At 73.1% G+C, this 24,172-nt stretch carries 17 protein-coding genes; 4 read left to right on the top strand and 13 right to left on the bottom strand.

Annotation, left to right across the window (positions count from 1 at the left end; all coding sequences use genetic code 11):
* Nucleotides 1-383 precede the first annotated feature (383 nt).
* The 5 genes from FXF51_RS54135 to FXF51_RS54115 form a co-directional block, all read right to left on the bottom strand.
* Nucleotides 384-920 (bottom strand): DinB family protein, encoded by a 537-nt coding sequence (locus FXF51_RS54135; protein ID WP_148442699.1) that lies wholly within the window; start codon nt 918-920, stop codon nt 384-386.
* Complete coding sequence (locus FXF51_RS54130) at nt 913-1,632, bottom strand: FAD-dependent oxidoreductase (RefSeq protein ID WP_148442697.1); 720 nt, start codon at nt 1,630-1,632, stop codon at nt 913-915. Before FXF51_RS54130 ends, FXF51_RS54135 begins: the two co-directional genes overlap by 8 nt.
* A 50-nt stretch (nt 1,633-1,682) precedes the next feature.
* Nucleotides 1,683-2,912: an MFS transporter gene (locus FXF51_RS54125; RefSeq protein WP_262380502.1), complete on the bottom strand. Its 1,230-nt coding sequence runs from the start codon at nt 2,910-2,912 to the stop codon at nt 1,683-1,685.
* A gap of 165 nt (nt 2,913-3,077) precedes the next feature.
* Nucleotides 3,078-3,359, bottom strand: coding sequence for a hypothetical protein (locus FXF51_RS54120; protein ID WP_148442696.1), 282 nt, complete (start codon nt 3,357-3,359; stop codon nt 3,078-3,080).
* 104 nt (nt 3,360-3,463) lie between these two features.
* Entirely contained in the window at nt 3,464-4,351 is an 888-nt protein-coding gene (locus FXF51_RS54115; protein ID WP_148442695.1) for a LysR family transcriptional regulator, read from the bottom strand.
* 124 nt (nt 4,352-4,475) lie between these two features.
* On the opposite strand from FXF51_RS54115, the gene FXF51_RS54110 reads away from it, so the two are divergent.
* A complete protein-coding gene (locus tag FXF51_RS54110) occupies nt 4,476-5,471 on the top strand; it encodes an alcohol dehydrogenase catalytic domain-containing protein (protein WP_222871891.1) in 996 nt (331 codons plus the stop codon).
* A gap of 161 nt (nt 5,472-5,632) precedes the next feature.
* Here FXF51_RS54110 and FXF51_RS54105 read toward each other — a convergent pair whose 3' ends face one another.
* The gene (locus FXF51_RS54105) at nt 5,633-7,474 is read right to left on the bottom strand and encodes a serine hydrolase domain-containing protein (RefSeq protein ID WP_148442691.1); all 1,842 of its coding nucleotides are present in this window, start codon (nt 7,472-7,474) and stop codon (nt 5,633-5,635) included.
* Between the two features lie 302 nt (nt 7,475-7,776).
* Between FXF51_RS54105 and FXF51_RS54100 the strand changes: the two genes are divergently transcribed.
* A complete protein-coding gene (locus FXF51_RS54100) occupies nt 7,777-8,406 on the top strand; it encodes a class E sortase (protein WP_148442690.1) in 630 nt (209 codons plus the stop codon).
* Here the strand turns inward: FXF51_RS54100 and FXF51_RS54095 are convergent.
* The 7 genes from FXF51_RS54095 to FXF51_RS63600 form a co-directional block, all read right to left on the bottom strand.
* Nucleotides 8,399-13,345: a tetratricopeptide repeat protein gene (locus FXF51_RS54095; protein WP_148442688.1), complete on the bottom strand. Its 4,947-nt coding sequence runs from the start codon at nt 13,343-13,345 to the stop codon at nt 8,399-8,401. The two genes, FXF51_RS54100 and FXF51_RS54095, sit on opposite strands and share 8 nt — an antisense overlap.
* Nucleotides 13,345-13,677 carry a trypco2 family protein gene (locus FXF51_RS54090; RefSeq protein ID WP_148442686.1) on the bottom strand — a complete coding sequence of 111 codons (333 nt, stop codon included), beginning with the start codon at nt 13,675-13,677 and terminating at the stop codon, nt 13,345-13,347. The genes FXF51_RS54095 and FXF51_RS54090 overlap by 1 nt, the downstream gene beginning before the upstream one ends.
* A gap of 131 nt (nt 13,678-13,808) precedes the next feature.
* On the bottom strand, nt 13,809-17,603 hold the full coding sequence (locus FXF51_RS54085; protein WP_148442684.1) for a type I polyketide synthase: 3,795 nt from the start codon (nt 17,601-17,603) through the stop codon (nt 13,809-13,811).
* A 20-nt stretch (nt 17,604-17,623) separates the two neighbouring features.
* The gene (locus FXF51_RS54080; protein ID WP_148442683.1) at nt 17,624-18,667 is read right to left on the bottom strand and encodes a ketoacyl-ACP synthase III family protein; all 1,044 of its coding nucleotides are present in this window, start codon (nt 18,665-18,667) and stop codon (nt 17,624-17,626) included.
* Between the two features lie 20 nt (nt 18,668-18,687).
* Nucleotides 18,688-18,939 carry an acyl carrier protein gene (locus tag FXF51_RS54075; RefSeq protein WP_148442681.1) on the bottom strand — a complete coding sequence of 84 codons (252 nt, stop codon included), beginning with the start codon at nt 18,937-18,939 and terminating at the stop codon, nt 18,688-18,690.
* Nucleotides 18,936-19,988, bottom strand: a complete 1,053-nt coding sequence (locus FXF51_RS54070) for a ketoacyl-ACP synthase III family protein (protein WP_262380501.1) — start codon at nt 19,986-19,988, stop codon at nt 18,936-18,938. Before FXF51_RS54070 ends, FXF51_RS54075 begins: the two co-directional genes overlap by 4 nt.
* A 338-nt stretch (nt 19,989-20,326) precedes the next feature.
* On the bottom strand, nt 20,327-21,649 hold the full coding sequence (locus FXF51_RS63600; RefSeq protein ID WP_148442679.1) for a cellulose binding domain-containing protein: 1,323 nt from the start codon (nt 21,647-21,649) through the stop codon (nt 20,327-20,329).
* 337 nt (nt 21,650-21,986) lie between these two features.
* Between FXF51_RS63600 and FXF51_RS54060 the strand changes: the two genes are divergently transcribed.
* Nucleotides 21,987-22,205 (top strand): hypothetical protein, encoded by a 219-nt coding sequence (locus tag FXF51_RS54060; protein ID WP_148442677.1) that lies wholly within the window; start codon nt 21,987-21,989, stop codon nt 22,203-22,205.
* Between the two features lie 375 nt (nt 22,206-22,580).
* On the top strand, nt 22,581-24,095 hold the full coding sequence (locus tag FXF51_RS54055; protein ID WP_148442676.1) for a tetratricopeptide repeat protein: 1,515 nt from the start codon (nt 22,581-22,583) through the stop codon (nt 24,093-24,095).
* Nucleotides 24,096-24,172: the final 77 nt, after the last annotated feature.

The following is a 24,172-nucleotide window of genomic DNA, read 5'->3' as shown; positions in this document are numbered from 1 at the left end:
ACGCTCTCGCGGCGGGGGGCCGCCGCTTAGAGGCCTCTCTCCCCTGTCGGAGGGACTTTGGTCCTCTGGCACGCGACTTTTGCCCCCGACTTTCGGCGCGAACGGCGCGATGGGGCGGGGCGTTCGGCGAAGCGGCCGGCGCGACGCGGCCCCGGGCGGTGGCGGTGGCTCTGGCGGTGGCTCTGGCGGAGGTGGAGGCGGAGCGCGTCGCCCAGCTCGCGGACGGTGCTCTGCTCGTGCTGCCACGGCAACACCAGCACAAGGTACTGCGGGCAGGTCACCCCGAGCGGCTACTCCTTGCGGTCTGGAGGGGGCGGTCCGGTCGGCACGGCGCCTTGAAGCCCGCCGCCATGTCACGTGGGTCAGGCATGGATGTGTGCTTTTCAGTGGTTCCAGCCGCACACGACCAGGTAGCCGTCGACGGTGGTGAGGAGGTCGGAGGCAGGGTCGTCGGGCAGGGCGTGGCCGAGGTCGCGGTTGCGGACCTCGCCGATCCAGCGGTCGTGCTGGTACTCGTGGTTGATGATGGCCATGAGCAGCGTCTGAGCGATGATCTTGAGTTGGGCGGGGGCGCCGACGTCTCCGGCGCCGATGGCGTTCATGCGGGCGTGGACCCGTTCGCCGACAGTGGCGCGGAAGCCGGCCAGTCGCCGGGGGTCGGGCAAGGGCAGCCGGCCGGCTTCGGGGTTGGCGGAGTCCATGAGGTCGTCCAGGTCGGGGGCGGGGCTCGGTTCGGCCGCGGTGAGGTTGCGGATCATGAAGTGGGCCACGTGGGCCTGGTGGCCGAGGTGCCAGCCGATGGGGCTGAAGTTCTGCTCGGGGCGCCAGTGAAGCTCGTCGGTGGTCAGGTCGCGCCACAGTTCGTCGGTGTAGGCGCGGGCGCGGTCGTACTCGGTCAGCAGTTGCGGGATCTCATACATCGAGGTCACATCCGATCGTCGGTGGGCGGGCAGTGGTGTGCCGGACCGGCCGGTACGCGGTTCGGGCGGTGAGGACGGCGTGGGCGGCTCGTTCGCCGGCCAGGAGGGCGCCTTCGACGTGTCCGGCGCAGCCGGTGGCGGTTTCGGTCGATGCCCCGTGCAACCGGCCAGCGCCGGCCGCTGGTAGAAGCGGGTGGCCGAACAGGTCGTAGTCTGTCAGGTGCCGGATCCCGGGCGATGCGGCCCATCGTTGGCTGCTCCGGTCCTGGACGTGCAACGCTTCGGGCTGTGCGGCGTCCTGGCCGGCGGGTGCGATCGCCAGGACGACCTGGCCGGCGTTCAGGCGTCCGGCAGCCGTTCGCACCTCGACCGTGTCCACGTCGCGGCGGATGCCGGTGACCGGGGTGGACAGGCGCAGCGCGTTGTCAGGAAGCTGGGCCGCCAGGCCCGCGGTCAGTGCCGCGGTCAGTGCCGCGGCGCCCGGCCCGTACCGGTAGGCGGGCGCGTCGATGGGGTTGCCGGTGATCCGCTGGACGCCGGCGGGTCGCTGGGCGAGCGCGTCGCCGGTGCTCGCGGGCCGTCCTCCCGTGCGATCGCGGGCCTCCACGCACACCGTGTCGAGCCCGGCCGCGTGCGGGGCCGCCGCGGCCGTGAGGCCGGCCGGGCCGGCACCGACCACGACGACGTCGTGCTGGCAGGTGAATGGCGCCATGTGCGCCTCCCTTCTCGGGCCGAGGTGACGGCGGTGGTCGGCGGGCGGAGTCAGGCGCTCTGGCGGGCGAGGGCACGGCCGGCCATGAGGATGGCGAGTGGAAGGAGCGCGATGAGGGCCAGGACGGCCAGCAGGGAGAAGCTGCTGACGGCCAGCAGCGGTCCGGACGCGAAGGCCGCGGCGGCTCCGCACAGGTTCGACAGCGCGTCGACGCCGCCCTGGGAGGAGGCGCGGGTCTCGGCGGAGACGGCGGCGTTGAACAGCGCGGACCCGGCGACGTTGACGAAGGACCAGCCGATGCCCAGCAGGATCAGCGAGGTGATGATCCAGCCGGTGTCGTCGGGCTTCAGGGCGCCGATCAGGAGCGAGGCGGTCAGGATGGTGAGCCCGGCGCTGATCGCCGGCCGGTGCCCGTAGCGGTCGGCGATCAGTCCGACGAGCGGGGCCGGGGCGTACATGCCGACGATGTGCAGGCTGATCGTGATGCCGACGAGGGTGATCGAGCCGCCGTGGTGGGTGAGGTGGACCGGAGTCATCGTCATGATCGCGACCATCACCCCCTGGGCGGTGAGGATCGCGAGCACCGCCACCCGGGCCCGCTGGTTGCCGCGCAGTTCGGCGAGCACCTGCCGGATGCGGCCCGGCTTCCCGGCGGCAGGGGCCGCCGCCTGTCCGCCGAACAGTAGCGGGTCCGGACGCAGCCACACCCACACGATCAGCCCGGCCAGGGCCAGGCAGAGCGCGGCGATGAGGAAGGCCGCGGCGTACACGGTCAGGCCGGTGGCGGCGCCGATGAGCTCGCCGGGCACGCCGAGGTTCGGGCCGAGCACGGAGCCGAGGGTGCCCACCCAGACGATCAGGGCCAGCGAACGGGCCTTGTGGTGCGGCCGGGCGAGATCGGTGGCGGCGAAGCGTGACTGCAGGCTCACCGCCAGGCCGACACCGATCAGCAGCAGCCCGGCGAACAGCGGCACGACCAGGCTCCACTGCGCCGCGGCGACCCGGCGTCCGCGGCGGGCGGCCAGGGTGCCCAGCGGCAGGCCGAGCAGCGCCGCGTCGAGCGTGCTCGCGGTGCGGGCCAGGCCCGCCCAGGCTTCGTTGTCGGTGACCGCGCCGGCCAGCAGGATCCCGATCGAGGGGGCGACGCCCACCCCTACGGTGCCGACGATCTGTGTGATGACCAGCACGATCATCGTGCGCCGCTGAACGGCCTCGATGGCCGCCCGCGCTGGGACGGAGGTTGTGGGGCCGGTGCCGGCCGTGTTCTCGGGCTCAGACACGAGCGTCCTTGTCTGCGTGACGTGGGGCGGCTGCGGCCCGGACGGGCGCCCCGCGATGTAGATGAGGTGAGATCGGCGCTCAGTCGCTCCGCCCGCCGGAGCACATGCTTTCTGGTCAGGCTGCATGCCTGGCGGGCGGAGGCCCCGCCGTTGGGGGCGGCGGCGTCAGGCGGTCTCGTAGATGCGCACGTCCGGTGCCGCGTTCAGGTAGGGCCGCAGGGCGGTGACGACGTCTCGGGTGAACAGCTCCGTGGAAAGGTACGCCTGCGCGTCGGCGGAGGTGGCGAACCCGTGCAGGACCTGCACGTCCTGCTCTCGAACGAGCAGTTCCTTGCTCTCGGCGCCCGCGACCGTGTCCAGGAACGGCTTCCTGAAGCGCTGGTAGACGCCGGCCGCCGCGGCACGGTCGTCCGCGTTGACGCTCAGGGTGATCTGCAGGTAGGCCATGGGTGTCCTCGTTCCGGCGTCAGGTGTGATGGCCCGCAGCGTGGGCCATGCGCCGAAGCTATGTCCGTTTTGCGTAGTCCGGTAGGCCGGCGATACGAATACGGCTATAGGCGGACGTTATCGCCGAGCGATTCGGCGAGCCGGCTCAGGTCGGCCGCGTAGCGGGACGTGGGATCCCACACCGCCTCGTAAAACAGCTCGACCGGCTGCCCGTCGTCGAGCAGCGGGCGCGCGGGCAGGCCCGCGTCCGACAGCTTGGACTCGGGCAGGATCGCCGCCCCCAGGCCGAGGCCGACCCACTGTTCGAGGACCTGGTATCCGCCGGCCTCGCCCGGGTAGGCGCGCAGCGGCAGGTCGTGCTCGCGGAACAGCTGGGTGGTGAACCGGGTCAGCCCGCACGCGTCCGGGACCAGGATGAACTGCGCGTCAGCGGTGTCGTTCAGCTCCACCGCCGAGGACGCCCGTGCGTGGGCATCGATCACGACGACCGGCTCGGAGTGGATGATGCGGTGCTCGAAGCGGGGCAGCGGGTTCACCGACGGGATCAGGACGATGTCGAGCTCGTCCGCGGCGAGGGCGTCGTGCAGGTCGGCCATGTTCGCCTCCCGCAGCACCAGTTCTCCCGGCACCGGCAGCCTGCGCACCGCGGCGAAGGCCCGGGCGACCAGGTCGGGGCTGATCAGCGGGGACACGCCCAGCCGGATCCGGGGCGCCTGCGGGTCGGCCATCCGGCGCGCCTCGGCGGTGATCGCGTCCAGCGCCGACAGGGCGGTGTCGATGAGCGGGATCAGGCGTGCCGCCTCGGCGGTCAAGGTCACGCCCCGGGTGGACCGCTCGAACAACCGCACCCCGAGGCGCTCCTCCAGCCGGGCGACCGCGTTCGACAACGCCGGTTGCGTGATCCCGTGAGCGCGCGCGGCCGCCGAGAACGAGCGGGCGTGCGCCACCGACCGCGCATACCGCAGCGCCTCCAGGTTCAGCCGCCCGGTCATAGCCGGAGGTTATCACCCGATTCGCACCGCTCACCTACCGCCGCTCACCTGGCCGGCCATACCGTTCGTGCATACGTGTTCGGACGCACGAGGGGAAGCAACGTTGTCGCTCATGTTCCGCCGCATGGCGGTCACCGAACCCGGCGGCCCGCTGCGTCCCGTCGAGGTGGCGATGACCGATCCTGAGCCCGGCTGGGCCCGGGTGCGGGTGGCCGCGAGCGGGGTGTGCGGCGCCGACCTCGGCACCGTGAGTGCCTCCAATCCCGCCGGCGGCTTCCCGATCACGCCGGGACACGAGATCGCCGGCGTGATCGAGGCGACCGGCGCAGCCGAGGCCGGCTGGGAACCGGGCGATCGGGTCGCGGTCGGCTGGTCCGGCGGCAGCTGCGGCCACTGCCAGGCCTGCCGCACCGGCGACCAGGTGCACTGCCGGCAACGCCGCATCCCGGGCCTCGCCTACCCGGGAGGCTGGGCCGAGACGGTGACCGTTCCCGTCGACGCGCTCGCCCGCATCCCCGACGGCTTGAACGCGGCCGACGCGGCGCCGATGGGATGCGCCGGCGTGACCACGTTCACCGCGCTGCGCGAGGCATGCCTGCCGCCCGGCTCCCGCGTCGCCGTCTACGGCCTCGGCGGTCTCGGCCATCTCGCCGTGCAGTTCGCCGCCCGCATGGGACACCAGGTCGTCGCGATCGCCCGCGGCACCGGCCGCGAGCACGACGCCCACCAACTGGGGGCTCGCCACTACATCGACGCCACGACACACGACGCGGGCCCGACGCTGGCGCAGCTCGGCGGCGCCGACCTGATCCTGTGCACGGCGCCCGCCTCCGAGCCGATCAGCGCGTTGCTGAGCGGCCTGCGCCCACGCGGACGGCTCACCCTGATCGGCGTGGACGGCGGCGCCGTCCAGGTATCGGTCGCGCACCTGGTGATGAACGCGCAGAGCATCACCGGACACCTCACCGGCACCCCTGCCGACATCGAGGACACCATGCGCTTCGCCGCCGCCAACGCCGTCCGGCCGCGCCTCGAACACCTGCCGCTGGAGCAGGCAGACCTCGCGGTGCGCCGGCTGCGCGAAGGACGAGCCCGCTACCGGTTCGTACTGCAGCCCTGATCGCGGGTGGAACGCCTGGCTTGAGCTGGTGCCGGTCACGACCACCTCGGGCTGCTCGCGCAACGTGCCGGGCACCAGCCGCCCGGACGCCGCGGCCACCGCCCCGGCGCCCGGCCCCGCACCTGCTGCCGGCGCGGGCGACGCTCCGGACGCTTTGGGGCTCAGGCCCAGCCGTACACCTTCTTGACGGCGGCGGCGATCTCGGTGACCAGGCTCGCGCTGCTGCCGTTGGCCAGGATCGCGAAGCCCGCGCCGAGCTTCGGATAGCCGGTGAACAGGGATTTGAAGCCGTAGTTGGACCCGTCGTGGCTGTAGGAGAAGCCGTCGGTGCCCGTGCCCGCGAGGAACAGGCCGCGCCCCATGCCGGGCTGCGGGCCCTGGGTGAGCAGGGTGCGGGCCGAGGCCCTGGTGAGCGGCCCGGCCAGGTCGGCGGAGGCGGTGTAGGCGCGGTTGAGGTAGGAGATCAGGCGGCACAGGTCCAGCACGTTGGTGTAGAGGCCGGCGGCGGCCGACTCCGGGTAGCGGTTGCGCTCGCCGGGGATCACCGCGCCGGTGGAGGTGTGGCCCGAGGCCAGTTCGAAGGCGGGCGTGAGGGCGTACGAGCTGGTGGTCATGCCGAGCGGGGCGAAGACCTCCTTCTGCATGTACGCGGCCAGCGTCGTCCCGCTCTGCTGCTCCACCATCCGCTGCAGGAGCACGAAACCGGCGCCCGAGTAGTGGTACTCGGCGCCCGGCGCGGTGGTCAGCTCGATCTTGGGGGTGTTGCCCGCGCCGTTCATGACCTGCAGCAGCGTGGGCACGGTGGCGTCCGGGCCGTAGCCGGGGAAGCCGCCGCCGCCCGCCGCGAACCCGGCGCAGGCGTCGGCGGGGCTGGTGGAGCCGCGGCCGATCACGCCGGCCCGGTGGGTCAGCAGCCGGTCGATCGTGGGCGCCGCCGTGGAGGTGACGCAGGAGCGGCGGGGCAGGTCCCAGCCGAGGTGGGGGCGGATGTCGGCGCCGAGCGCGATCTCGCGGGTCTGCAGCAGGCGCAGGACGCCGACCGCGGTGACGGCCTTGCTGATGGAGGCGGCCTGGAACGCGGTCTCCGGATGGGCCGCCGCCGCGCCGCCGGCCTCCAGCCACCCGTAGCCGGTCGACCAGGCGATCTTGTTGCCGGTGACCACCGCGACGGCGACCCCCGGCGTCTTGTGGGCGCTCATGCGCTGCCAGATCGTCGCGCCGCCGACCGCGTTCTCGACCTGGCGCACCTTGTCGGCGGGCAGCGCCGGGGCCTTGCCGCGCGAGGCCAGCGCCCAGCCGCCGGACGGGGAGAAGGCCGCGTTGTGCACCTGCCAGCCGCCGCCGGCCAGGGTGTTCATGCGGTCGAAGCAGGCGTCGGGGATGCCGCGGGCGAAGAACTCGTCCTGGGCCACGACCGTCCAGCCGCCGGCGCGGGGGAAGGCGACGCGGGTGATGCGGCGCCCGCCCTGGGTGAGGTTGCGCATCATCTGGTAGCACTCGTCGTCCACGCCCTTGGCGTAGTAGCCGGCGGAGGCGGTCACCACCCAGCGGTCGCCGCCGGCCGGCGGGAAGGCGACGTCCACGACCTGTTGCCCGGCCGTGTAGAAGGCGTCGATGCGCTGCTTGCAGGCGGTGGGGAGGCCGCGCGCCGTCACGCCCCGGTCGGTCGTGATCACCCAGCGGTCGCCGCCCTCGGGCGGGAAGGCCACGCAGTTGATCTTCCGACCGGCGCCGGAGAGCTTGCCGATCTCGGTGAAGCAGGCGTCCGGGATGCCGCGGGCGAAGTAGCGGCCGTCCTGGGTGACGATCACCCAGCCGCCGGAGGGGGTGAACGCGAGCGCGGTGACGCCGTACGGGGCCAGCTCGGCCAGCTTGGTGTGCATTTCGGCGGGGACGCCACCGTCGTAGCTGGGATGGCTCGCGGCCTGGGCCGGGGTGACGTGTCCTGTCGCGGCACCCAGACCGGCTGCGCCTGCCAGGGCCAGGAAACGTCTGCGATCCATGCGGGGGCTCCTCCTCGTGACGGGTGCCGATGATCATAGACCCCAACGGGCCGTCGTCATCCGGCGGCCCCGAATCCTGGATTCGGCCATCTTGAAAATGAAAACGATTATCTTTCGGCTACGTTGATCTCCTACATCCGGTCAAACCCATGGAGGTCATGACATGTCAGTAAGTGCTGCCCTGTTAACCGGCCTGACGGCCGTCGTCCTGGCCGCGCCCGCCGATTAGGTGGTGCTCGGCGAGGGCCACGTGGACGTCGTCGGCGTCGCCTTCGAGGACGGGGCGCTCGGCGTCCACGTGCATGCCCGCCTACCTCGTGTACGGCAAGCCCCTGGAGGTCGGCTCAGCACAACGGGAGCTGGACAGAACGCTCGAAGCCCAGTGGCAGGCGCCACCCCCGGACGCCCAGCCCGCCGAACAGACGCCGTCCCCTCTCCCGCCCGTCGCCGGTCAGCCCGCTTCCCGGCTGCACACGCCCACGCTCGGACTCAAGTGGGTGGTGCTCGAAGGCGTCTCGGAGAGGGAGCTGCGCAAGGGCCCCGCCCACTACCCGGGCACCGCCCAGCCGGGAGAGACCGGCAACTTCGCCGTCGCGGGTCACCGGCTGCGTGGCGTCTTCTGGGACCTCGACCGGCTCCGCCCCGGAGATCCCGTCGTCGTGGAGACCAGAACCGGCTGGTACGTCTACCGCGTCACCGGCAGCCGCGTGGTGCGTCCCACGCAGAGCGAGGTCCTGTCCCCCGACCCGCACCGGCCGGGCGCCGCGCCCACGGCGGCCGTCATGACCCTCACCACCTGCCATCCCAAGCTCCGCAACGACCGGCGGCTCATCGTGCACGCCACGCTCACCCGCGCCACCGCCAAGCCGGCCGGCCTCACGAGCTGGAGCCGTGAGGCGGAGGCTGCCGGGCCGCCCGGTGCTGTCACCTGATCCAGTCGGGGAAGGCCTCACCGGTGACCGCCTCGAACTCGGCGACGACGCCCTCGGGATCGCCCCGGTAGGCGACCGTCAGATCATGGACGAGGAGCGGAAGGAGCGTCTCGCCGGCCTCCTGGATCTGCTGGCTCACGCCGAACGCCGCCACCAACGGCATGACCGCCTCGCGGTGCAGCCCGGCCGTGACCAGCACCGAGCCGTACGCCCCGAGGCTCTGGGCGTATTCGAAGACGTAGGCGTCGGGGTCGGCCTCCACCAGCGTCTCGTACAGGCGCACGGACTCCTCCGCCGCGGGCCTGGCCTCGTGCGGGCGGCCCGCCCTGGCCAGGTGGACCGAGAGGTTGAACAGGGAGCCCGCCAGATGGAGCGGGTCTGCGCCGGGGTCGAGTCCGGCCGCCTCGCGGTGCAGCCGGACGGCCTCCTCGTCGGCGGACAGCGCCTCGTCGATCCGGCCGGTGTCGGCCAGCCGCCCGCCCTGGTCGTTCAGGGCCATGGCCAGGTCGCGGACGTAGCGGGCACGGTCGCCGGCGGCCAGCGCGCGGTGCAGGCGGATGGACTCCTCGCCCGCGGCGACGGCCTCGGGGAGGTGGCCCGCCTCCGCCAGCGCGTTGGCGTGATTGCCGAGCGAGGTGGCCAGTTCTGGCAGGTACGCGCCGGGGTTCCGCAGGTCCGGGTCCGGCAGGTGCGTGCCGGGGCCGGGCCCGGCCAGCTCGCGGTAGCAGCGTACGACCTCCTCGCTGACCGGCACGACGTCGCCGGGACGCGCCGCGCCCGCCAGGTGCCCCGCCAGGTTGTTCAGCGCGCTCGCCAGCTCGGCCAGGTAGGTGACCCGATCGGGCTCGTCCAGGTCCCGCCTGAGCCGCACGGCCTCCGTGCCCGCCGTGACGGCCTCGTCGAAGCGGCCGAGATCGGCGAGCCGGTTGCCGTGGTTGTTCACCGCGACGGCCAGGTCGGCGAGCCGGTTGCCGTGGTCGTCCGCCGCGACGGCCAGGTCGGCGAGCCGGTTGCCGTGGTCGTCCGCCGCGACGGCCGGATCGGCGGGACCCGGCAGCTCGCGGCAGAGCCGCACCGCCTCCTCGCTCACGGCCAGGGCGTCGGCGGGACGCCCGGCGTCCGCGAGACGGGTCGCGTGGTCGGTCAGCCCGCGGGCCAGATAAGGCAGGTTGGCGGCGCGGTCGAGCTCGGCCAGCTCCCGCAGCCGGTCGATGGCGTCTTCGTGGCGGCCTGCCTCGGTCAGGCGGCTGGCGAGCTTGAGCAGGGCCGTGGACAGCTCCTCCGGCACGGCCCGTTCGCGATGGAGCAGGACGGCCTGCTCGGCTGCGGCGACGGCGTCGGCGGCCCGGCCGATCTTGGAGTAGCCGACGGACAGGTTGCCGTAGGTGAGGGCCAGGTCGTACAGGTTGGCGTCCCGATCCCGTTCCACGAGCTCCTGCCAGAGCCTGACCTCCTCCTCCCCGTCCGCCACGGCCTCGGCGTACCGCCCGTCGGCGGCGAGGGCGACCGTGTGGTTGCCGAGGGCGACGGCGAGGTCCGGCAGGTAGGTCTCGCGGTCGTGCCCGGCCTGCTGCCTGCGGACCCGGACGAGCCTCTCGCTGATCGAGATCCGCTCCTTCGGCCCGGCCACGCCGGTCAGGTCGTGCAGGGAGAAGGCGAGCGCCTGGCCGAGATCGTCGAGGAAGGCGCCGGGGTCCGTCCCTGCGAGCTCCTCGAACAGGCGGATCGCCTCGCCGGCGCAGGCCGCCGCCTCCTCGAGGCGTCCGGCCCTGGCCTCGTTCCTGGCCTGCGTGTCCAGGGAGGCGGCCAGGTCGGCGAGGAACCCGTCCCTGTCGGCGGCGGCCAGCTCACGGTAGTGGCCGACGGCCTCCCGCCCGGCGGGCAGCGCCTCCGCCGCCCGTCCGGCCGCCACCAGCGACTCGGCCCGCGTCATCAACGCCCCCGCCAGGCGGTGCAGGTAGCTCTCCCGGTGGTACTCGACCAGCTCGCGGAACAGGAGGACGACCTCCTCGATCGCGGTCACGGCCTCGTGCGGGCGGCCGGTCTCCGCCAGGCAGATGGCGTGGTTGCTCAGTGCCACGGCCAGCTCGTCGAGGAAGACGGTCCGGTTGAGCTCGGTCAGGTGGCGCAGGTGGCCGATGGCCTCGTCGAGGCCGGCGAAGGCCTCGCCGGGCCGGCCGGCCCTGATGAGGGCCATCGCGTGCCGGTTCAGCGCCCTGGCCAGGCCGGACAGGTAGACGTCCGCGTCGGCGGGAACCAGCTCGCGGTGCATCCGGATGGACTCGGCGCTCGCGGAGCAGGCCTCGTCGGTGCGGCCGATGCCGGTCAAGGTGATCGAGTAGTCGCTGAGCAGTGCGGCCAGCTCGGGCAGGTAGCGGTCGGCGTCGCGCTCGGCCAGCTCGCGCCGCAGCCGGAGCGCCTCCTCGGCCGCGGGCAGCGCTTCGGCGAAGCGGCCGAGCTCGGCGAGATAGGCCGTGTGGTTGTTCAGCGCGAACGTCAGGTCGAACACGTTGGCGTCCTGACCGCCGGCGGCCAGCTCCCGGCGCAGGCGAACCGCCTCCTCGCTGACCGTGAGCGGCTCGGCCCTGCGGCCGTTGTTCGACAGGTGGCTGGCGTGGTTGCCGAGCGCGGTGCTCAGGTCGTGCAGGTGGGCGGCGCGGTCCCGCGCCACCAGCTCGCGGCAGTGCCGGACGGCCTGCTCGCTGACGGCGAGCGCCTGCGCGAACTGGCCGGTGTCGGCGAGCCGTGAGCCGTGGTTGATGAGCGAGCGCGCCATGTCGGGGAGGTAGGTGTCGCGGTCCGCCTCGGCCAGCTCGGTGAAGAGCAGGCTCTGCAGCTCCGCGAGGTAGAGGCCGCCCCACAGCGTGCTCACCGCGCCCGTCGGGAAGACGCCGGCGACCGCCCACAGGCGGCGCTTCAGCTCGGCGGGGTCCTGCGCGCCGAGCCTGGCCAGCCCTTCGAGCAGCGGGTCGGGCCGGTCGACGTACAGCGCTACGAGCTGTGCCTCCTCGGCGTAGGGCGCGGGCACCTCCGCGATCAGTCGCTGGATGCGGGCGTCGGTCGCCGCGAGGAAGAGCGGGCGTTCGGCGGTGCGGGCGAGCACGTGCAGGACGTCCCCCGCGCCGTCGCCGTCCCGGGCGAGTGCGGCGATCCTGGTGAGCAGCGTGTCCTCGGACTCGGCCAGGATCTGGCCGAGCAGCCGTTCGGCCAGGCGGTCGGGCAGGAGCGGCCCGAGCACCAGGCCCTCGCCGCGGTCCTGCTCGGAAGGCGGGTAGAGGGCGGCCAGCCAGCGCACCACCTCCTCCGCGTACGGCTCGCTCGCCAGCGCGGCGACGGACGACGCCCGGCCGGGGTCGCAGCCGGACTGGCCGATCAGGATGAGCCCGGCGACGGCCCGGTCCAGCGCGCGCAGCGACTCGGCCCTGCGCTCGTCGTCGTCGAGCCGGGTGGACAGGATCCCCGGCCGCAGCAGGTTGCGCCGGGCGGCGAGCCGGTAGAGGTAGGCGCGCTCGTGATGGGCCAGCTCGTGCTCGGGGTCGGCGGCGGGTTCCTGCCCTCCGGACGCGCGGAGCAGGGCGTTCATCGCCGCCATGTGCACGGTGAGGGCGTTGCCGAACGCCTCCGCGTCCAGGTCGGGCGGCGGGGCGGCGCGCACCTGGCCGGCCAGGGCCGGCCAGTCGGCCTGCGGCAGGCCGGGCAGGCGCAGGAGCCTGGCCGCGAAGACCTCCACCGCCCGCTCGTACTCGGCCTGCCGCTCCTCCCGGTTCCCGGCCAGGGGTGTCAGCCGCACGGCGGGCGTCAGCGCGTGCGGCGCCTCGCGTTCGAGCCGGGCGCGCAGGTTGTCCCACCAGGCGCCCTCGGTGCGGGCCAGCAGCAGGAGGCGGACGTTCCGCCTGGGCGGGGTGTGGAGCAGCGTGCCGAGCAGCGCGGCGACGCGGTGCGAGGTGGCCTCGGCGTAGTCGGCCACGATGAGGGCCGGATGGTTGCCGCGGGTCAGCACGCGTGCCGCGTCGTCGTCGGCGGAGCCGAGAAAGCCGGTGATCCAGTGCTCGGGGGTGCGGCGGAGCAGCTCTCCGGCGAGCCTGGTCTTGCCCTGCCCGCCCTCGCCGGTGATCAGTTTGATGGAGAACGGCCGGTCGTCGTCCCGCCAGCGGGCCAGCTCGTCGAGCAGTTCCCCGCGGCCGTGGAACGGCACCGTCTCCTGGCCGGCGGCGAGCAGCGAGCCGGGGGTTCCGGCGCGGGGCTCGATCGGCCGGCCCCGTAACAGGTCGTGCAGCTCGACCGGCTCGATCTCGGGGCGCAGGCCGGTGTCGTCCTCGATCAGCCGCCCGAAGTCCTGGTCGTGCAGGAACGCCGTCACGGGGATCATGTGCAGGCGGCGGTTGGCGAACGCGGTGTCGTCGTAGACGATCACGCCGATGAGCAGCCCGGCGGACGCGCCGAACACCGCGGCCCCGGACACCCCGCTCCACGGGTGCCCGCCGGTGTCGGGGAAGGCGTGCTGATCGACGGGCAGGCCGCCGCCGGCCCCGATCGAGTCGGGGTTGATCATGCCGGAGAGTTGCTCCACCTGACGGTCGCCGGTGCCGTACCCGGCGAACCGCGGAAATCCCCAGCCGGTGTAGCCGACCGGGTCGGAGCCGGTCATCCGGCCCCAGCGCGCCGGAGCGGCCGGCGACACGGGAGCGTCGATGCGCAGCAGCGCCACGTCCGCGCCGTCCGGGGCGTGCCAGTCCAGCAGGGTCGCGTCATGGCGGGTGGGCGGCCGGTCCCTCGGATGGCCGAGCAGCACCACGATCCTCGGCAGCGCGACGCCGTCGGCCACGACGTTGTGCCGCGCGGTCAGGATGAGGCTCGGGCCGATCCGGTAGCCGGAGCCGGAGCGTACGACCTCGTCGAGCGTGCCCGCGCGGACGTCGGCGAGGCAGGCCCGGTCCATCAGCCGCCCCAGCGGCGGGCGGTCTCGTCCGTCACCTCCGCGTTGCGGCCGGTCGCGCCGTCCTTGACGGCGAGCTTCAGGGTGATCCGGTGGGTCGTCTCCTTCGAGAGCTTCCCGTCCGCGCCCAACTCCACCCCGCCGACGGCGACCACCTCGAACTTGATCTTCCCGCCGGGTGTCGCCTCACGCGACACCGCCACCTGGAACTCCACCTCGGCTTCGGCGATCTCGAAGCGCAGGCGCTCGTCCGCGCCCCCCGCCTGCGCTTCGGCCAGCTCCGCCCGTAATTGGCCGAGGGTCTCCGCGAGCCCGATCCGCGACTGCCCCGTCATGCCGCCTCCGTACGCCGCATCCGCACGCCGCATCCGCACGGACACAGGCTAGTCGGGCGGTCACCGGCTGTATATCCCTCAATCCGGCGGGTGGGCTTCGAGGACGACGTACCCGGCGGCCTGAGGGACGCTCATCCGCCGACCACGGGCACGCTGTCGGCCGCCGCCTCCGCCGCCCGTGGCCGCGCCGCCGCCAGCAGTTCCACCAGGTAGGCGGCGATGGCGGAGATGGTGGGCTGCTGCCACAGCAGGGTCGCGGGCAGCCGGCACCCGAAGCGCTTCTCCAGCCGCCGCCGCACCATGACGGTCATCACCGAGTCCAGCCCCTGCTCGACGAGGGGCCGCCGGATCGCCAGGTCCTCGGGCGCCAGCCCCATCACGGCTGCCGTCTCCGCGCGGACGTCGGGCAGGACGCGCTCGTGCAGGGCCTCGGGTGACAGCCCGGCGAACGACTCGGCGGGCTCGTGCAGGTCCTCCCCCACAGGGGTGGGCGCGTCGATCACCGGGTAGCGCAGGCCGGTGAGGTGGCCCAGCACCCGGCCGTGCGGGTCGGCGAGCAGCACGCGTACGGTGTCGTCGGCGGCCGGGTCCACGGCCGCGTCGATGATCACGGTCGCGGGCGGTGTGCCGGTCAGCAGCACCTCGTCGATGTGCACGACCATGCGCAGCACCTGGTCGCCGGGGAAGGCGCAGGGCGCGACGGACATCGCCGCATCCAGCGCCGGCGCCCAGCCGCGCGCGTCCGGCGTGCGCACGGTGGCCCGCAGCGCGCCGTCGCCGCTCAGCAGCGTCTCGATCGTCCAGTCGAAGCCCGTCGAGGGCACGCCGACGCCGGCCAGCCGCTTGAGCACGAAGCCGGGGTCGATGAGGGTGAGCGCGTCGTCGTCCGGCAGCGTGTCGAGCGCCGGCCGGCCGGGGGCGGCCAGGTCCGCGGTGGCGTGCACGAGCCAGGCGGGTTCCGGCTCGCCGGCGGCGCCGGGGGTGCGGGCGGCGATCCGGACCGCCGGGGGTTCGTGCACCACCTGGATCTGGCGGCGTTGCGCGGTCATCAGGGGATGCGTCATCTCCACGCCGGTCAGCATGACGTCCTCGGCCGCGTGCAGGAACGTGTTGACCAGCACGGCGGCGGGCACGATCTCGACGCCGTTGAGGGCGTGGCTGCCCGGGTAGGGCCGGTTGGCGTCCTGGAGGCTGGTCCGCCACATCCTGGCCTGGCTGCCGGCGAGGCTGGTCCTAGCGCCGAGCAGGGTGTGGGAGTGCACGTCGTGGCCGCGGTTGCCGTCCTCGCCTGAGCCGTCCCGCCAGTGGCGGCGGTGCTGCCAGGCGTACGGCGGCAGGTCGGCCAGGCCGCCGGACGGGTGGAGCCGGCGCCAGTCGACCTCGACGCCGTGGCAGTGCGCGGTGCCCACTGCGACGAGGAAGGATGAGTGCTCCGGCTGGTTCCTGCGCAGGGACGTGCCGACGAACACGTCCTCGTACCCGTGCTCCGAGAGGGTCTCGGCGAGGGAGTGCGCGACCACGGGGTGCGGGGAGATCTCCAGGAACACGCGGTGGCCGTCCTGGGCGGCGGCCGTCGTGGCGGCGGCGAGGCGCACCGGGTCGCGCAGGTTGGCCGCCCAGTACGCGCCGTCCAGGACGGGCGTCGCGCGGGGGTCGGGCAGCGCGGTCGAGTACATGGGGATGCGGGGCGCGCCGAACGCGAGGTCGGCGGTGGCGCCGGCCAGCTCGACGGCCAGCGGCCCCATCTGGGGGCTGTGGAAGGCGACGTCCGAGGCCACCCGCCGCACCACGATGCCCTCCGCGGGCCACTCGCTGACCACCTCCTCGACCGCGGCGACGTCGCCGGACAGCACGGTGGAGCCGGGCGCCGACCAGATCGCCGCCACCAGGTCGGCACGGCCGGCCAGCCGCTCCGCGGCCTCCTCGAACGGCAGGTCCACCATCACCATGGCGCCCTTGCCCTCGGCCTGGCGCAGCAGCCGGGAGCGGCGGCAGATGAGGCGGGCGCCGTCGGCGACGGTCATCGCGCCGGCCGTCACCGCCGCCGCGATCTCGCCGACGGAGTGCCCGATGACGGCCTTCAGGCTCACCCCGGCAGCGTTCCAGAGCCTGGCGAGGCCGAGCTGCATCACGAAGATCATGGTCTGGACGCGGTCGATCGTGTCGAGGTCGCCGTCGGCCAGCACCTGGCGGGGCGAGAAGCCGATCTCCTCGGCGAAGATCGGCTCCAGCTCGTCGAGCAGGGACGCGAACTCCGGCACGGCCATCAGCTCGCGGCCCATCCCGCGCCACTGGCAGCCCTGCCCGCCGAACACCCACACCGGCCCCGGGCCGAGGTCGGGCAGCACGTCCCCGGTGAGTACGGTCTCGGCGGGCACGTCGTCGGCGAGCCTGCGCAGGCCGGCCGCCACCTCGCCGGCATCCGACCCGATCACGACGGCGCGGCGGGTCAGGTGGGTGCGCCGCAGGGCCAGCGTGTGACCCACCGAGGCCAGGTCGAGCGCGCCGAGGCGGTCGGCCAGGGTGCCCGCGTACTGCCGCAGCGCCTTCTCCGAGGTGGCGGACAGGGGGAAAAGCCGCTCCCCCGCCGGCTCGCTCGCCGGGGTCTGCGCGGCGGCGGGGGCCTGTTCGAGGACGATGTGCGCGACGGTGCCGCCGTACCCGAAGCTGGAGACGCCCGCCCGGCACGGGTGGTCGCGGCGCGGCCAGGGCGTGCGGCCCGTCACCACGCGCAGGCCCGAGGCGTCCCACGGGATGGCCGGGTTGAGCGTGGTCAGCACGCTCGGCGGGATCTCGCCGCGGTGCAGGGCGAGCACCGCCTTGATGACGCCGGCGATGCCGGCGGCGCCCTCCAGGTGGCCGATGTTGGACTTGACCGAGCCGACGAGGCACGGGTCGCCGGGGGGCCGCCCCGCACCGTACACGGCGGACAGCGCGCCCGCTTCGAGCGGGTCGCCCAGCCGGGTGCCGGTGCCGTGCGCCTCGACGTAGTCGACGGTGGACGGCGCGATGCCCGCCTGCCGGCAGGCGCGGGCCATCACGTGTTCCTGGGCCTGGCCGCACGGCGCCATGATGCCGTTGGTGTGCCCGTCCTGGTTGACGGCGCTGCCGACGACGAGTGCGAGGATCCGGTCGCCGTCGCGCCGCGCGTCGGACAGCCGCTTGAGCACGACCACGCCGCAGCCCTCGCCGCGCCCGTAGCCGTCGGCCGACGCGTCGAACGACTTGGACCGCCCGTCGGGGGCCAGCGCTCCCGCGATGCCGAGCGTGAGCGTCTGGCCGGGGGTGACCAGCAGGTTGACGCCGCCGGCGAGGGCGACGTCGCTCTCGCCCAGCCGCAGGCTCTGCGCGGCCAGGTGCAGCGCGACCAGCGACGCCGAGCAGGCGGTGTCGATCGCCATGCTGGGCCCGCGCAGGTCCAGGGAGTAGGAGATGCGGTTGGCCACGGCGCAGGTCGCGGCGCCGATCCCGGTCCACGCCTCGACCTGGGGCAGGTCCTCCAGCAGGCGGCTGCCGTAGTCGGCGGTGCACACCCCGACGAACACCCCGGCGTCGGTGCCGGCCAGCTCGTGCGGCGGCAGGCCCGCGTGCTCCAGCGCCTCCCACGCGGTCTCCATGAGAACGCGCTGCTGCGGGTCCATCAGCTCGGCCTCGCGCGGCGACACGCCGAAGAACTCCGCGTCGAAGCCCTCGATGTCGTCCAGGAAGCTGCCCTCGCGGACGGCGTCGCGCAGCGCGGCGGCGTCCTCCGGGCTGCGGTTCTCGTAGTGGCGCCAGCGGTCGGCGGGCAGCGGCCGGGTGATGTTCCGGCCTGCGCACAGCAGGTCCCAGAACTCGTCCGGCGAGTGGACGTCGCCGGGCAGCCGGCATCCGATCCCGACCACCGCCACCGGTTCCGCCTGGGCTGCGCGCGGGCTGTCGGCCATCAGCGTTCGTTCCCTTCGGTTCAGGCCCAACGAGGAGTGTCGAGAATCTTGATGACGGCGCCGGAGACGGTCACGCCCGGCCCGGTGCCGAGCATCAGCAGGTGGTCGCCCGGGCCCAGCTCCCCGGCGGCGAGCAGGCGGTCGAGGGAGAGCACCTGGTCGCTGGCGCCGCAGTGGCCGATGGTGCGGCCGTAGTGCCAGGTCGAGCGGGACATGGGCAGGTCGAGCAGGGCCATGCAGCGCTGCTCGACGATCTCCTCCGAGTAGTTCATGAACGCCACCCGGGTGAGGTCGCCCGCCGCGATGCCGCTCTCGTCCAGCACCCGCTCGACGATCTCCATGAGCGCCCGCTGGATGTTGAACAGCGCCGCGGTGGCCTCGCCCCTGGGCATGACCTGCTGCCGGAACTGCTCGTTGCGGGCCGCGAAGCTCATCCGCCGCCCGACCGTGACGCCGGGCGGGAACAGCGGCTCGCTGCCCCGGTGCAGCTCCTCGGCCTCGGCCACCGTCGTGGTGCAGACGGACGTCAGGCGCGCGAAGCCCGGCTCCTTGGTGAGCACGAGCGCGCTGGCGGCGTCGCCGCCGACGTAGCCGGGGCCCATCCGCCACCGGTCCATCAGCGGGGTGCCGTAGTTGTCGGCGGCGACCAGCAGGGCGGCCTGCCGGCTCGGGGCGGCGTCCAGGTAGCCGGCCGCCAGCTCCATGGCGATGAACATGCCGTTGCAGCCCTGCCGGATCTCGGTGGCCAGGACGTCGCCGCCGACGAGGTGCCGTTGCAGGTAGGAGTGCGGGGGCCAGCCGTCGGGGCCTTGGTGCCAGGTGGAGGCGTACAGGAGAAGGTCGATGTCGCCGGGCGCGCGCCCCGCTCGCTTGAGCGCGCTCTGCGCGGCGTGCAGGCCCATCTCGGGGGCCGGTACGTCGCCGGCCACCACCGCCCCGGCCAGGTTGTGCAGCTCGGCCTCCGCCGCCGGGTACCAGCCCTTGGCGACGGCCTTCTCGACGCTGACGACGGTGCGCGGGAGGTAGGCTCCCACACCGCTGATGTACGTGTCCGCGTACCGCATGACTTCTGCCCTCGCCCCGGCTAGACGGATTCGAGCTCTCGGACCATCGCCACGATGGTCACGACGTCCTTGAAGTTGTCGGGGTCGAGCTTGGCGGCGGGGATCGCGACGCCGAGGTCCTTGCGCAGGAAGTTCAGCAGCCGCGCGGTCCGCAGGGAGTCCAGCAGGCCGGACACCAGGAGCGGGGTCGTCTCGTCCACCTGGATGTCGTCGCCGTCGAGGACGAGGTTGTCCTGGATGAAGACGACCAGCCGCCGCGTGAGGTCGCTCACTGGTGCACCCCCTTCGTCACGGGGGTGGGCGAGAGGATCTTGAACGCCGCCGCGGCGACGGACGTGCCGGAGCCGAACCCGACCATGAGCAGGTGGTCGCCGGCGACGAGCCCGCCGGTGGCGAGCAGGTGCTCGAAGGCGATGAACTGGTCCACCGCGCCGCAGTGGCCGACGCGCCGCCCGTAGTCCCAGGTGGTCTGGTCCTCCTCGATGCCGAGCCAGGACATCTGCCCGTCGAGGTCCTCGCGGCGGCCGTGCGGGAAGGCCACCCGGGTGATGTCGGCGAGCCCGATCCCGGCCTCGTCCAGGGTCTGTTCGACCTGCTGCATCATCGTCTTCTGGATCGTCAGGTGGATGCCGGTGCCCTGGGCCTTGAGCAGCCGCTGGCGGAACTCCTCGTGCCGGTCGCCGAAGCTCAGGCCGACACCGACGGTGGCGTCCGGGGGGAACAGGGGGTAGGCGCCGTCGTTGACCGCGTCCGCCTCGGGGATCACCGTGGCGTTCACCGAGAGGAGCTCGGCCATGCCGTACTCCTTGCCGAGGACGAGCGCGGCTGCCGCGTCGCCGATCAGCGCTCCCGGCGTCATCCGCCAGCGGTCCACCAGCGGGGTGCCGTGGTTGTCGGAGGAGACCACCATGGCGGTCTGCCTGCTGTCGTCGGCGCGCAGGTAGCTGGCGGCCAGTTCGAGCGAGCTGATCATGCCGACGCAGCCGCTGCGGATCTCGAACGCCGGCACGTTCCCGCCGAGCAGGTGCATCTGCAGGTAGTGCTGGGGCTGCCAGCCGTTCGGGCCCTGGTGCCAGACCGATGGGTAGAGCAGGAGGTCGAGGTCGCGCGGGGAGGACTCGCCCCAGCGTCCGTAGGCGTCCAGGACCGCCAGCCGCGCCATCTCCGGCGCGGGCATGTCGCCCGCCACGGCGGCGCCGATCTGCTGGAACCGCTCGGCCTCCGCCGCCGGGTACCAGCCTTCGCGGACCGCCTGTTCGACGCTCACGCTCTCGGGCACATGGACGCCGAGGCTCCTGACGAACATGTTGGATGTACGCACACGTCCCCTTAACTCATCGCCGAACGCGGACAACGGCCTTCTGTGACAGTGGGCAGGCGGCTTATCCGATTTATTTCGGGCTGCGGGATATCGCGCGGCTCCCGGCCGGTCGGGGAAAAGGACGTGAAATGAGCCGGCGAGCCGTCACGGGCAAGGATAGGGGCGGCTCGCCGAGTGAGGCAATATGTGCGTGCACAAATCGCGGCGGCGACATTCGGTGATCGGGTCCCGACGGAACGTCATGCATTCCGGAAATACGTCTTTCCGCTTTCGTAGAACATTATTCGATCGGGAAAGGCGCCAGGCCGCCGCCATTCAGGGCGGCCCGGCGCGCCGGGTCAGAGGGTCACTCTCGTGCAGGGCAGGTTGTTCACTTGGAACTGGGCGGGAATGGGGTTCGACCCGGTGGCGGTCGCCGAGAAGCCGAAGCTCTGGCTGGAGCCTGGGCCGATGTAGGAGTTGTGGCCGGCGTCGCGCGCGGTCACCTGGGTGCCGGTCTGGGTGACCGTGGCGTTCCAGGCGCCCGTGATCTGCTGGTTGCCCGACCAGGTCCAGGTCGCGGCCCAGCCGCTGATGGGGGTGGTGCCGGTGTTCCTGATGACCAGGCTGCCGTTGAAGGCGCCGTTCCAGGCGCCGGTGGAGTAGGTGACCTCGCAGGAGGTGCCCATCTTGAGCCCGCTGCGCAGGAAGGTCGCGAAGTTGGCCCAGGTGGGGTTGAGCGTGCCGGTCCGGACGGTCTCGGTGCAGTCGGTGGTGGTGTAGACGGTCTCCGCGCCGAAGTGGGCGGGGTCCATGACCTGGGCTCTCATGTGGTCCGCGCCGGGCACCGAGACGAAGGTGAGGTCACCGCACGTGGCCTTGATCCGGTTGTAGAGCAGGACGCTCTGCCCGTGCGGCACCAGGAAGTCGGCCTGGCCGTGCAGCACCATCAGCGGCGGGTCGTTGCCGTCCACGTAGGTCATCGGGTTGGCCTGCGCCACGGTGGCCGGGCAGGTCTGGATCGGGCAGCCGACCAGGAGCGACTCAGGGGAGGCCGGCGAGTTGTGATCCAGCCCGCCGGTCGGCAGGTTCTGCGCGTTCATCTGCAGGAAGTCGGTCGGGGAGAAGAAGGCCAGGCCGACCTGCACGGCGCTGGAGACGCCGGTGGTGCCGATGGTGCCCTCCAGCGACGCGACGCCGCCGGACAGGGTGGCCATCTCCGTCAGCCAGCCGCCCGAGGAGTCGCCCATCATCGCGAAGCGGTTGGGGTCGAGGCCGTAGGTGGCGGCGTTCGCGCGCAGCCAGCGGATGGCGGCCTTGATGTCGTGCACCTGGGCCGGGAAGATGGCCTGGCTGCTGGGGCGGACGCTGACGCCGGCCACCGCGAAGCCCAGCGGGCCGAAGACCGCCGCGATCTCGTCCGCGGCGGCCTTGCCGTCGTCGCTCGTCCAGGCGGACCCCTTGTGCCAGATCAGCAGCGGGCGGGGCGTGACGCCCGTTGACGGGAGGTACAGGTCCAGCAGATGCCCCCTGCTGCCGGCCGGTTGTGCGGGCGCGTACGAGATGTCGGTGATCACCTGCGCGGCGTGCGCCGGCTGCGGTAAGGCCGCCGACACCCCCACGGCGGCCAGCATGGACATCGCCACGCCGACGATCAGTGCCTTGCGGATTCGAGCTTGCATGGTGCGACTCCGTTGGTCGGATGGTCGCCGCTGGCCATGGCCCCCGTGCCTTGAGCGTCGCGGCTCACATCGATATGGCGGGGAGACGATATGACACGTAAGTGAGGCTGGTCAAAGGTTTCTTGGTAGCGTTCCAAGCCAACCGGAAAAGGGGGATGAAACGTACGTTTCGGGCGCAAAAGTCGCCCCGGAAAAATTGCGGCTCGCGGGAAACGCGGGAGTGAAACTTTCGGACCGCGGAATGGCTTGCGGGAACCGACACGGCCATGACAATCTTCCTGGCGCGGGGTGAGTGATAATGTCCAGCGTCATGAACCCCCCAGCAGCAGGAGGACGAATGCGAAAGGCACGCGCTGTTCTCGTCTCGGCCGTCTTGGCCCTCGGAGTGTCCCTGACGATCGGCGCCACGCCGGCGCACGCCGAGCGGCTGGCCGGCGTGTTCAGGGACTACTCGGAGTGCCAGCGGATCGGCAACCACGGCATCACGCAGGGCTGGTGGGACTCCTTCCACTGCGAGTGGGAGGGCCGCTACCGCTACTACTTCCTCTACGCGTGACCCCCGATCTCCTAACCCCCTGAGACGCATGCGCCTCCGGCCCGGCAGACGGGCCGGGCGGCGCGTGCGCACCGTCCGGCCCGCCCGATCCGTGCGACGATGCGGCACACGCCCGCGTTTCTTCCACCGACGGGCACGGACATGAGCTTCGGTGTGGTGGTGCGCGACTTCTCCGCCACCCCTCCGGCCCCGCCCAGGACCGGAGGCTCGGCGCCATGGAGCTGTTCGCCTCCGAGGTCATCGCGACGGACCCCGGCCGAGCAGCCACCGGGCCGGGACGACCCCACCGCTGCCCACGGGCGCCCCGGGCTTGGCCGCGCCTCGCCGAGTCCGGCCTGGTCGGGTCTCGCGGGGGCGGGATGTTAGTGTCGCCGTGTGCCTCAACCTCCCGAGCTCCTGGCGCAGGAGCTCGCCCAGGCGGAGGAGGCGGTGGACGCGTACCGGCGGCTCGCCGCGGACGATCCCGGCCCGCACCTGCCGGGCCTGGGGACGGCGCTGGACCGCTACGCCCTCCTCCTCGGCCTGTCGGACAGGAGGGCCGACGCCGTCCCGATCGCCGAGGAGGCCGTGGACGTCCTGCGCGCGCTCAGCGCCCGCGCCCCCGACCCGCCCACCATGAGCCTCACCTCCGCGCTGATCAACCTCGGCAACCAGCTCGCCGGGACAGGCCAGCACGACGAGGCCCTCCTGTCGCTCCGCGCGGCCGTCGCCCTGTCCCGCCGGCACGGCTCCGGCCTCCAGCTCGCCTCCGCCCTGGAGCACCTCGGCATCGAGCTGGGCGACACGGGCCGCGCCACCGAGGCGCTCGAAGCGCTCACGGAGGCGATGGAGCTGCGCCGGCCGCTCATCGAGACGGGCACCACGGAGGACGCCGTCGATCACTGGACCGGGCTGGTGGCGCTCATCCACCAGTTGCACCAGATGGGGCGCGGCGACGACGCCCGGCCGTACGAGGAGCTGGCCGCTCAGTACTACCGCCACGTCTGCGAGACCGGGCCCGACTACCTCGCCTTCGTGGACGACCTGCTGCGGGAGCGCGGCTACACCGTGACCGAGACCGGCTTCCGCAGCGTCTCCGAGGGGCAGCCGGACCGGTCGGAGCGCGTCGCGGAGGCGCAGCCGGACCCGCCGGACCACGGCACGGAGGCGCAGCCGGACCCGCCGAGCCGCGCCACGGAGGCGCAGCCGGACCCGCCGGAGCGCGTCGCGGAGCCGCGGGCCGACGAGCGCGATGTCTCCGAGGCGCGCGCCGATGAGCTCAATGAGGAGGGCCTGCGGCTGATGCGGGAAGGGCGGCTGGAGGCCGCCGCCGCCCGGTTCCGGGAAGCCATCGGCGCGGCGCAGGCCATCGTCCCCGCAGAAGGCGAGCCGACGCAGCGCGGGCCCGGCGACGCGGTGACCGCCTCCGCGCTGCACAACCTCGCCCTGGTCCTGTCCCGGCTCGGCAAGTACGGCGAGGCCGTCGAACCCCTCCAGCGCTCGGCGGACCTCCACCGGATCGCGGCGCGAACGGACGACCGCCGCCGCCTCCAGCTCGCCTCCTCGCTCAACAACCTCGGCTGGACGCTACTGGCCCTCCAACGGTTCGACGACGCCGTGGCCTCGCTGGAGGAGGCGATCGGCCTCTACCGCCGGGACACCGGCCCGCCCGCCGCGCTCGCCCGCAGCCTCTACAACCACGGCGTGGCCCTGGGCCACCTGGGCCGCCACGACGAGGCGCTGACCTCGGCGGAGGAGGCCGCCGAGGTGCTCCGCCCGCTGTACGTGCACGAGCCGGACGCCTATCGCGAAGGCTTCCGCGACGCGTTGACGTGGGTCTCCAGGCAGCTCAGGCATCTCGGCCGGGCCCGCGAGGCCCGCGCCGCCGCCCGCGAGGCCAACCGCCTCTGAGACGACCGCGGTGGGGGGCTGCGGGTGTCAGGCTGCGACGTGAGGCGACGTAAGGCGGCGCACTCAGGATGCGGCTT

Origin of the sequence: Nonomuraea sp. PA05 (assembly GCF_008086045.1) — a bacterium.
GTDB lineage: Bacteria > Actinomycetota > Actinomycetes > Streptosporangiales > Streptosporangiaceae > Nonomuraea > Nonomuraea monospora.
Note: the sequence above shows the minus strand (reverse complement) of the source record. Positions and strands in the feature narration are given on the sequence as shown.

Bases quoted from the DNA above. Each gene is read 5' to 3' on its own strand.
- FXF51_RS54060 (WP_148442677.1), top strand. From the start codon at position 21,987: ATGCGAAAGGCACGCGCTGTTCTCGTCTCGGCCGTCTTGGCCCTCGGA.
- FXF51_RS54130 (WP_148442697.1), bottom strand. From the start codon at position 1,632: ATGGCGCCATTCACCTGCCAGCACGACGTCGTCGTGGTCGGTGCCGGC.
- FXF51_RS54115 (WP_148442695.1), bottom strand. From the start codon at position 4,351: ATGACCGGGCGGCTGAACCTGGAGGCGCTGCGGTATGCGCGGTCGGTG.
- FXF51_RS54085 (WP_148442684.1), bottom strand. From the start codon at position 17,603: ATGGCCGACAGCCCGCGCGCAGCCCAGGCGGAACCGGTGGCGGTGGTC.
- FXF51_RS54080 (WP_148442683.1), bottom strand. From the start codon at position 18,667: ATGCGGTACGCGGACACGTACATCAGCGGTGTGGGAGCCTACCTCCCG.
- FXF51_RS54110 (WP_222871891.1), top strand. From the start codon at position 4,476: ATGGCGGTCACCGAACCCGGCGGCCCGCTGCGTCCCGTCGAGGTGGCG.
- FXF51_RS54120 (WP_148442696.1), bottom strand. From the start codon at position 3,359: ATGGCCTACCTGCAGATCACCCTGAGCGTCAACGCGGACGACCGTGCC.
- FXF51_RS54100 (WP_148442690.1), top strand. From the start codon at position 7,777: ATGCCCGCCTACCTCGTGTACGGCAAGCCCCTGGAGGTCGGCTCAGCA.
- FXF51_RS63600 (WP_148442679.1), bottom strand. From the start codon at position 21,649: ATGCAAGCTCGAATCCGCAAGGCACTGATCGTCGGCGTGGCGATGTCC.
- FXF51_RS54105 (WP_148442691.1), bottom strand. From the start codon at position 7,474: ATGGATCGCAGACGTTTCCTGGCCCTGGCAGGCGCAGCCGGTCTGGGT.
- FXF51_RS54095 (WP_148442688.1), bottom strand. From the start codon at position 13,345: ATGGACCGGGCCTGCCTCGCCGACGTCCGCGCGGGCACGCTCGACGAG.
- FXF51_RS54135 (WP_148442699.1), bottom strand. From the start codon at position 920: ATGTATGAGATCCCGCAACTGCTGACCGAGTACGACCGCGCCCGCGCC.
- FXF51_RS54090 (WP_148442686.1), bottom strand. From the start codon at position 13,677: ATGACGGGGCAGTCGCGGATCGGGCTCGCGGAGACCCTCGGCCAATTA.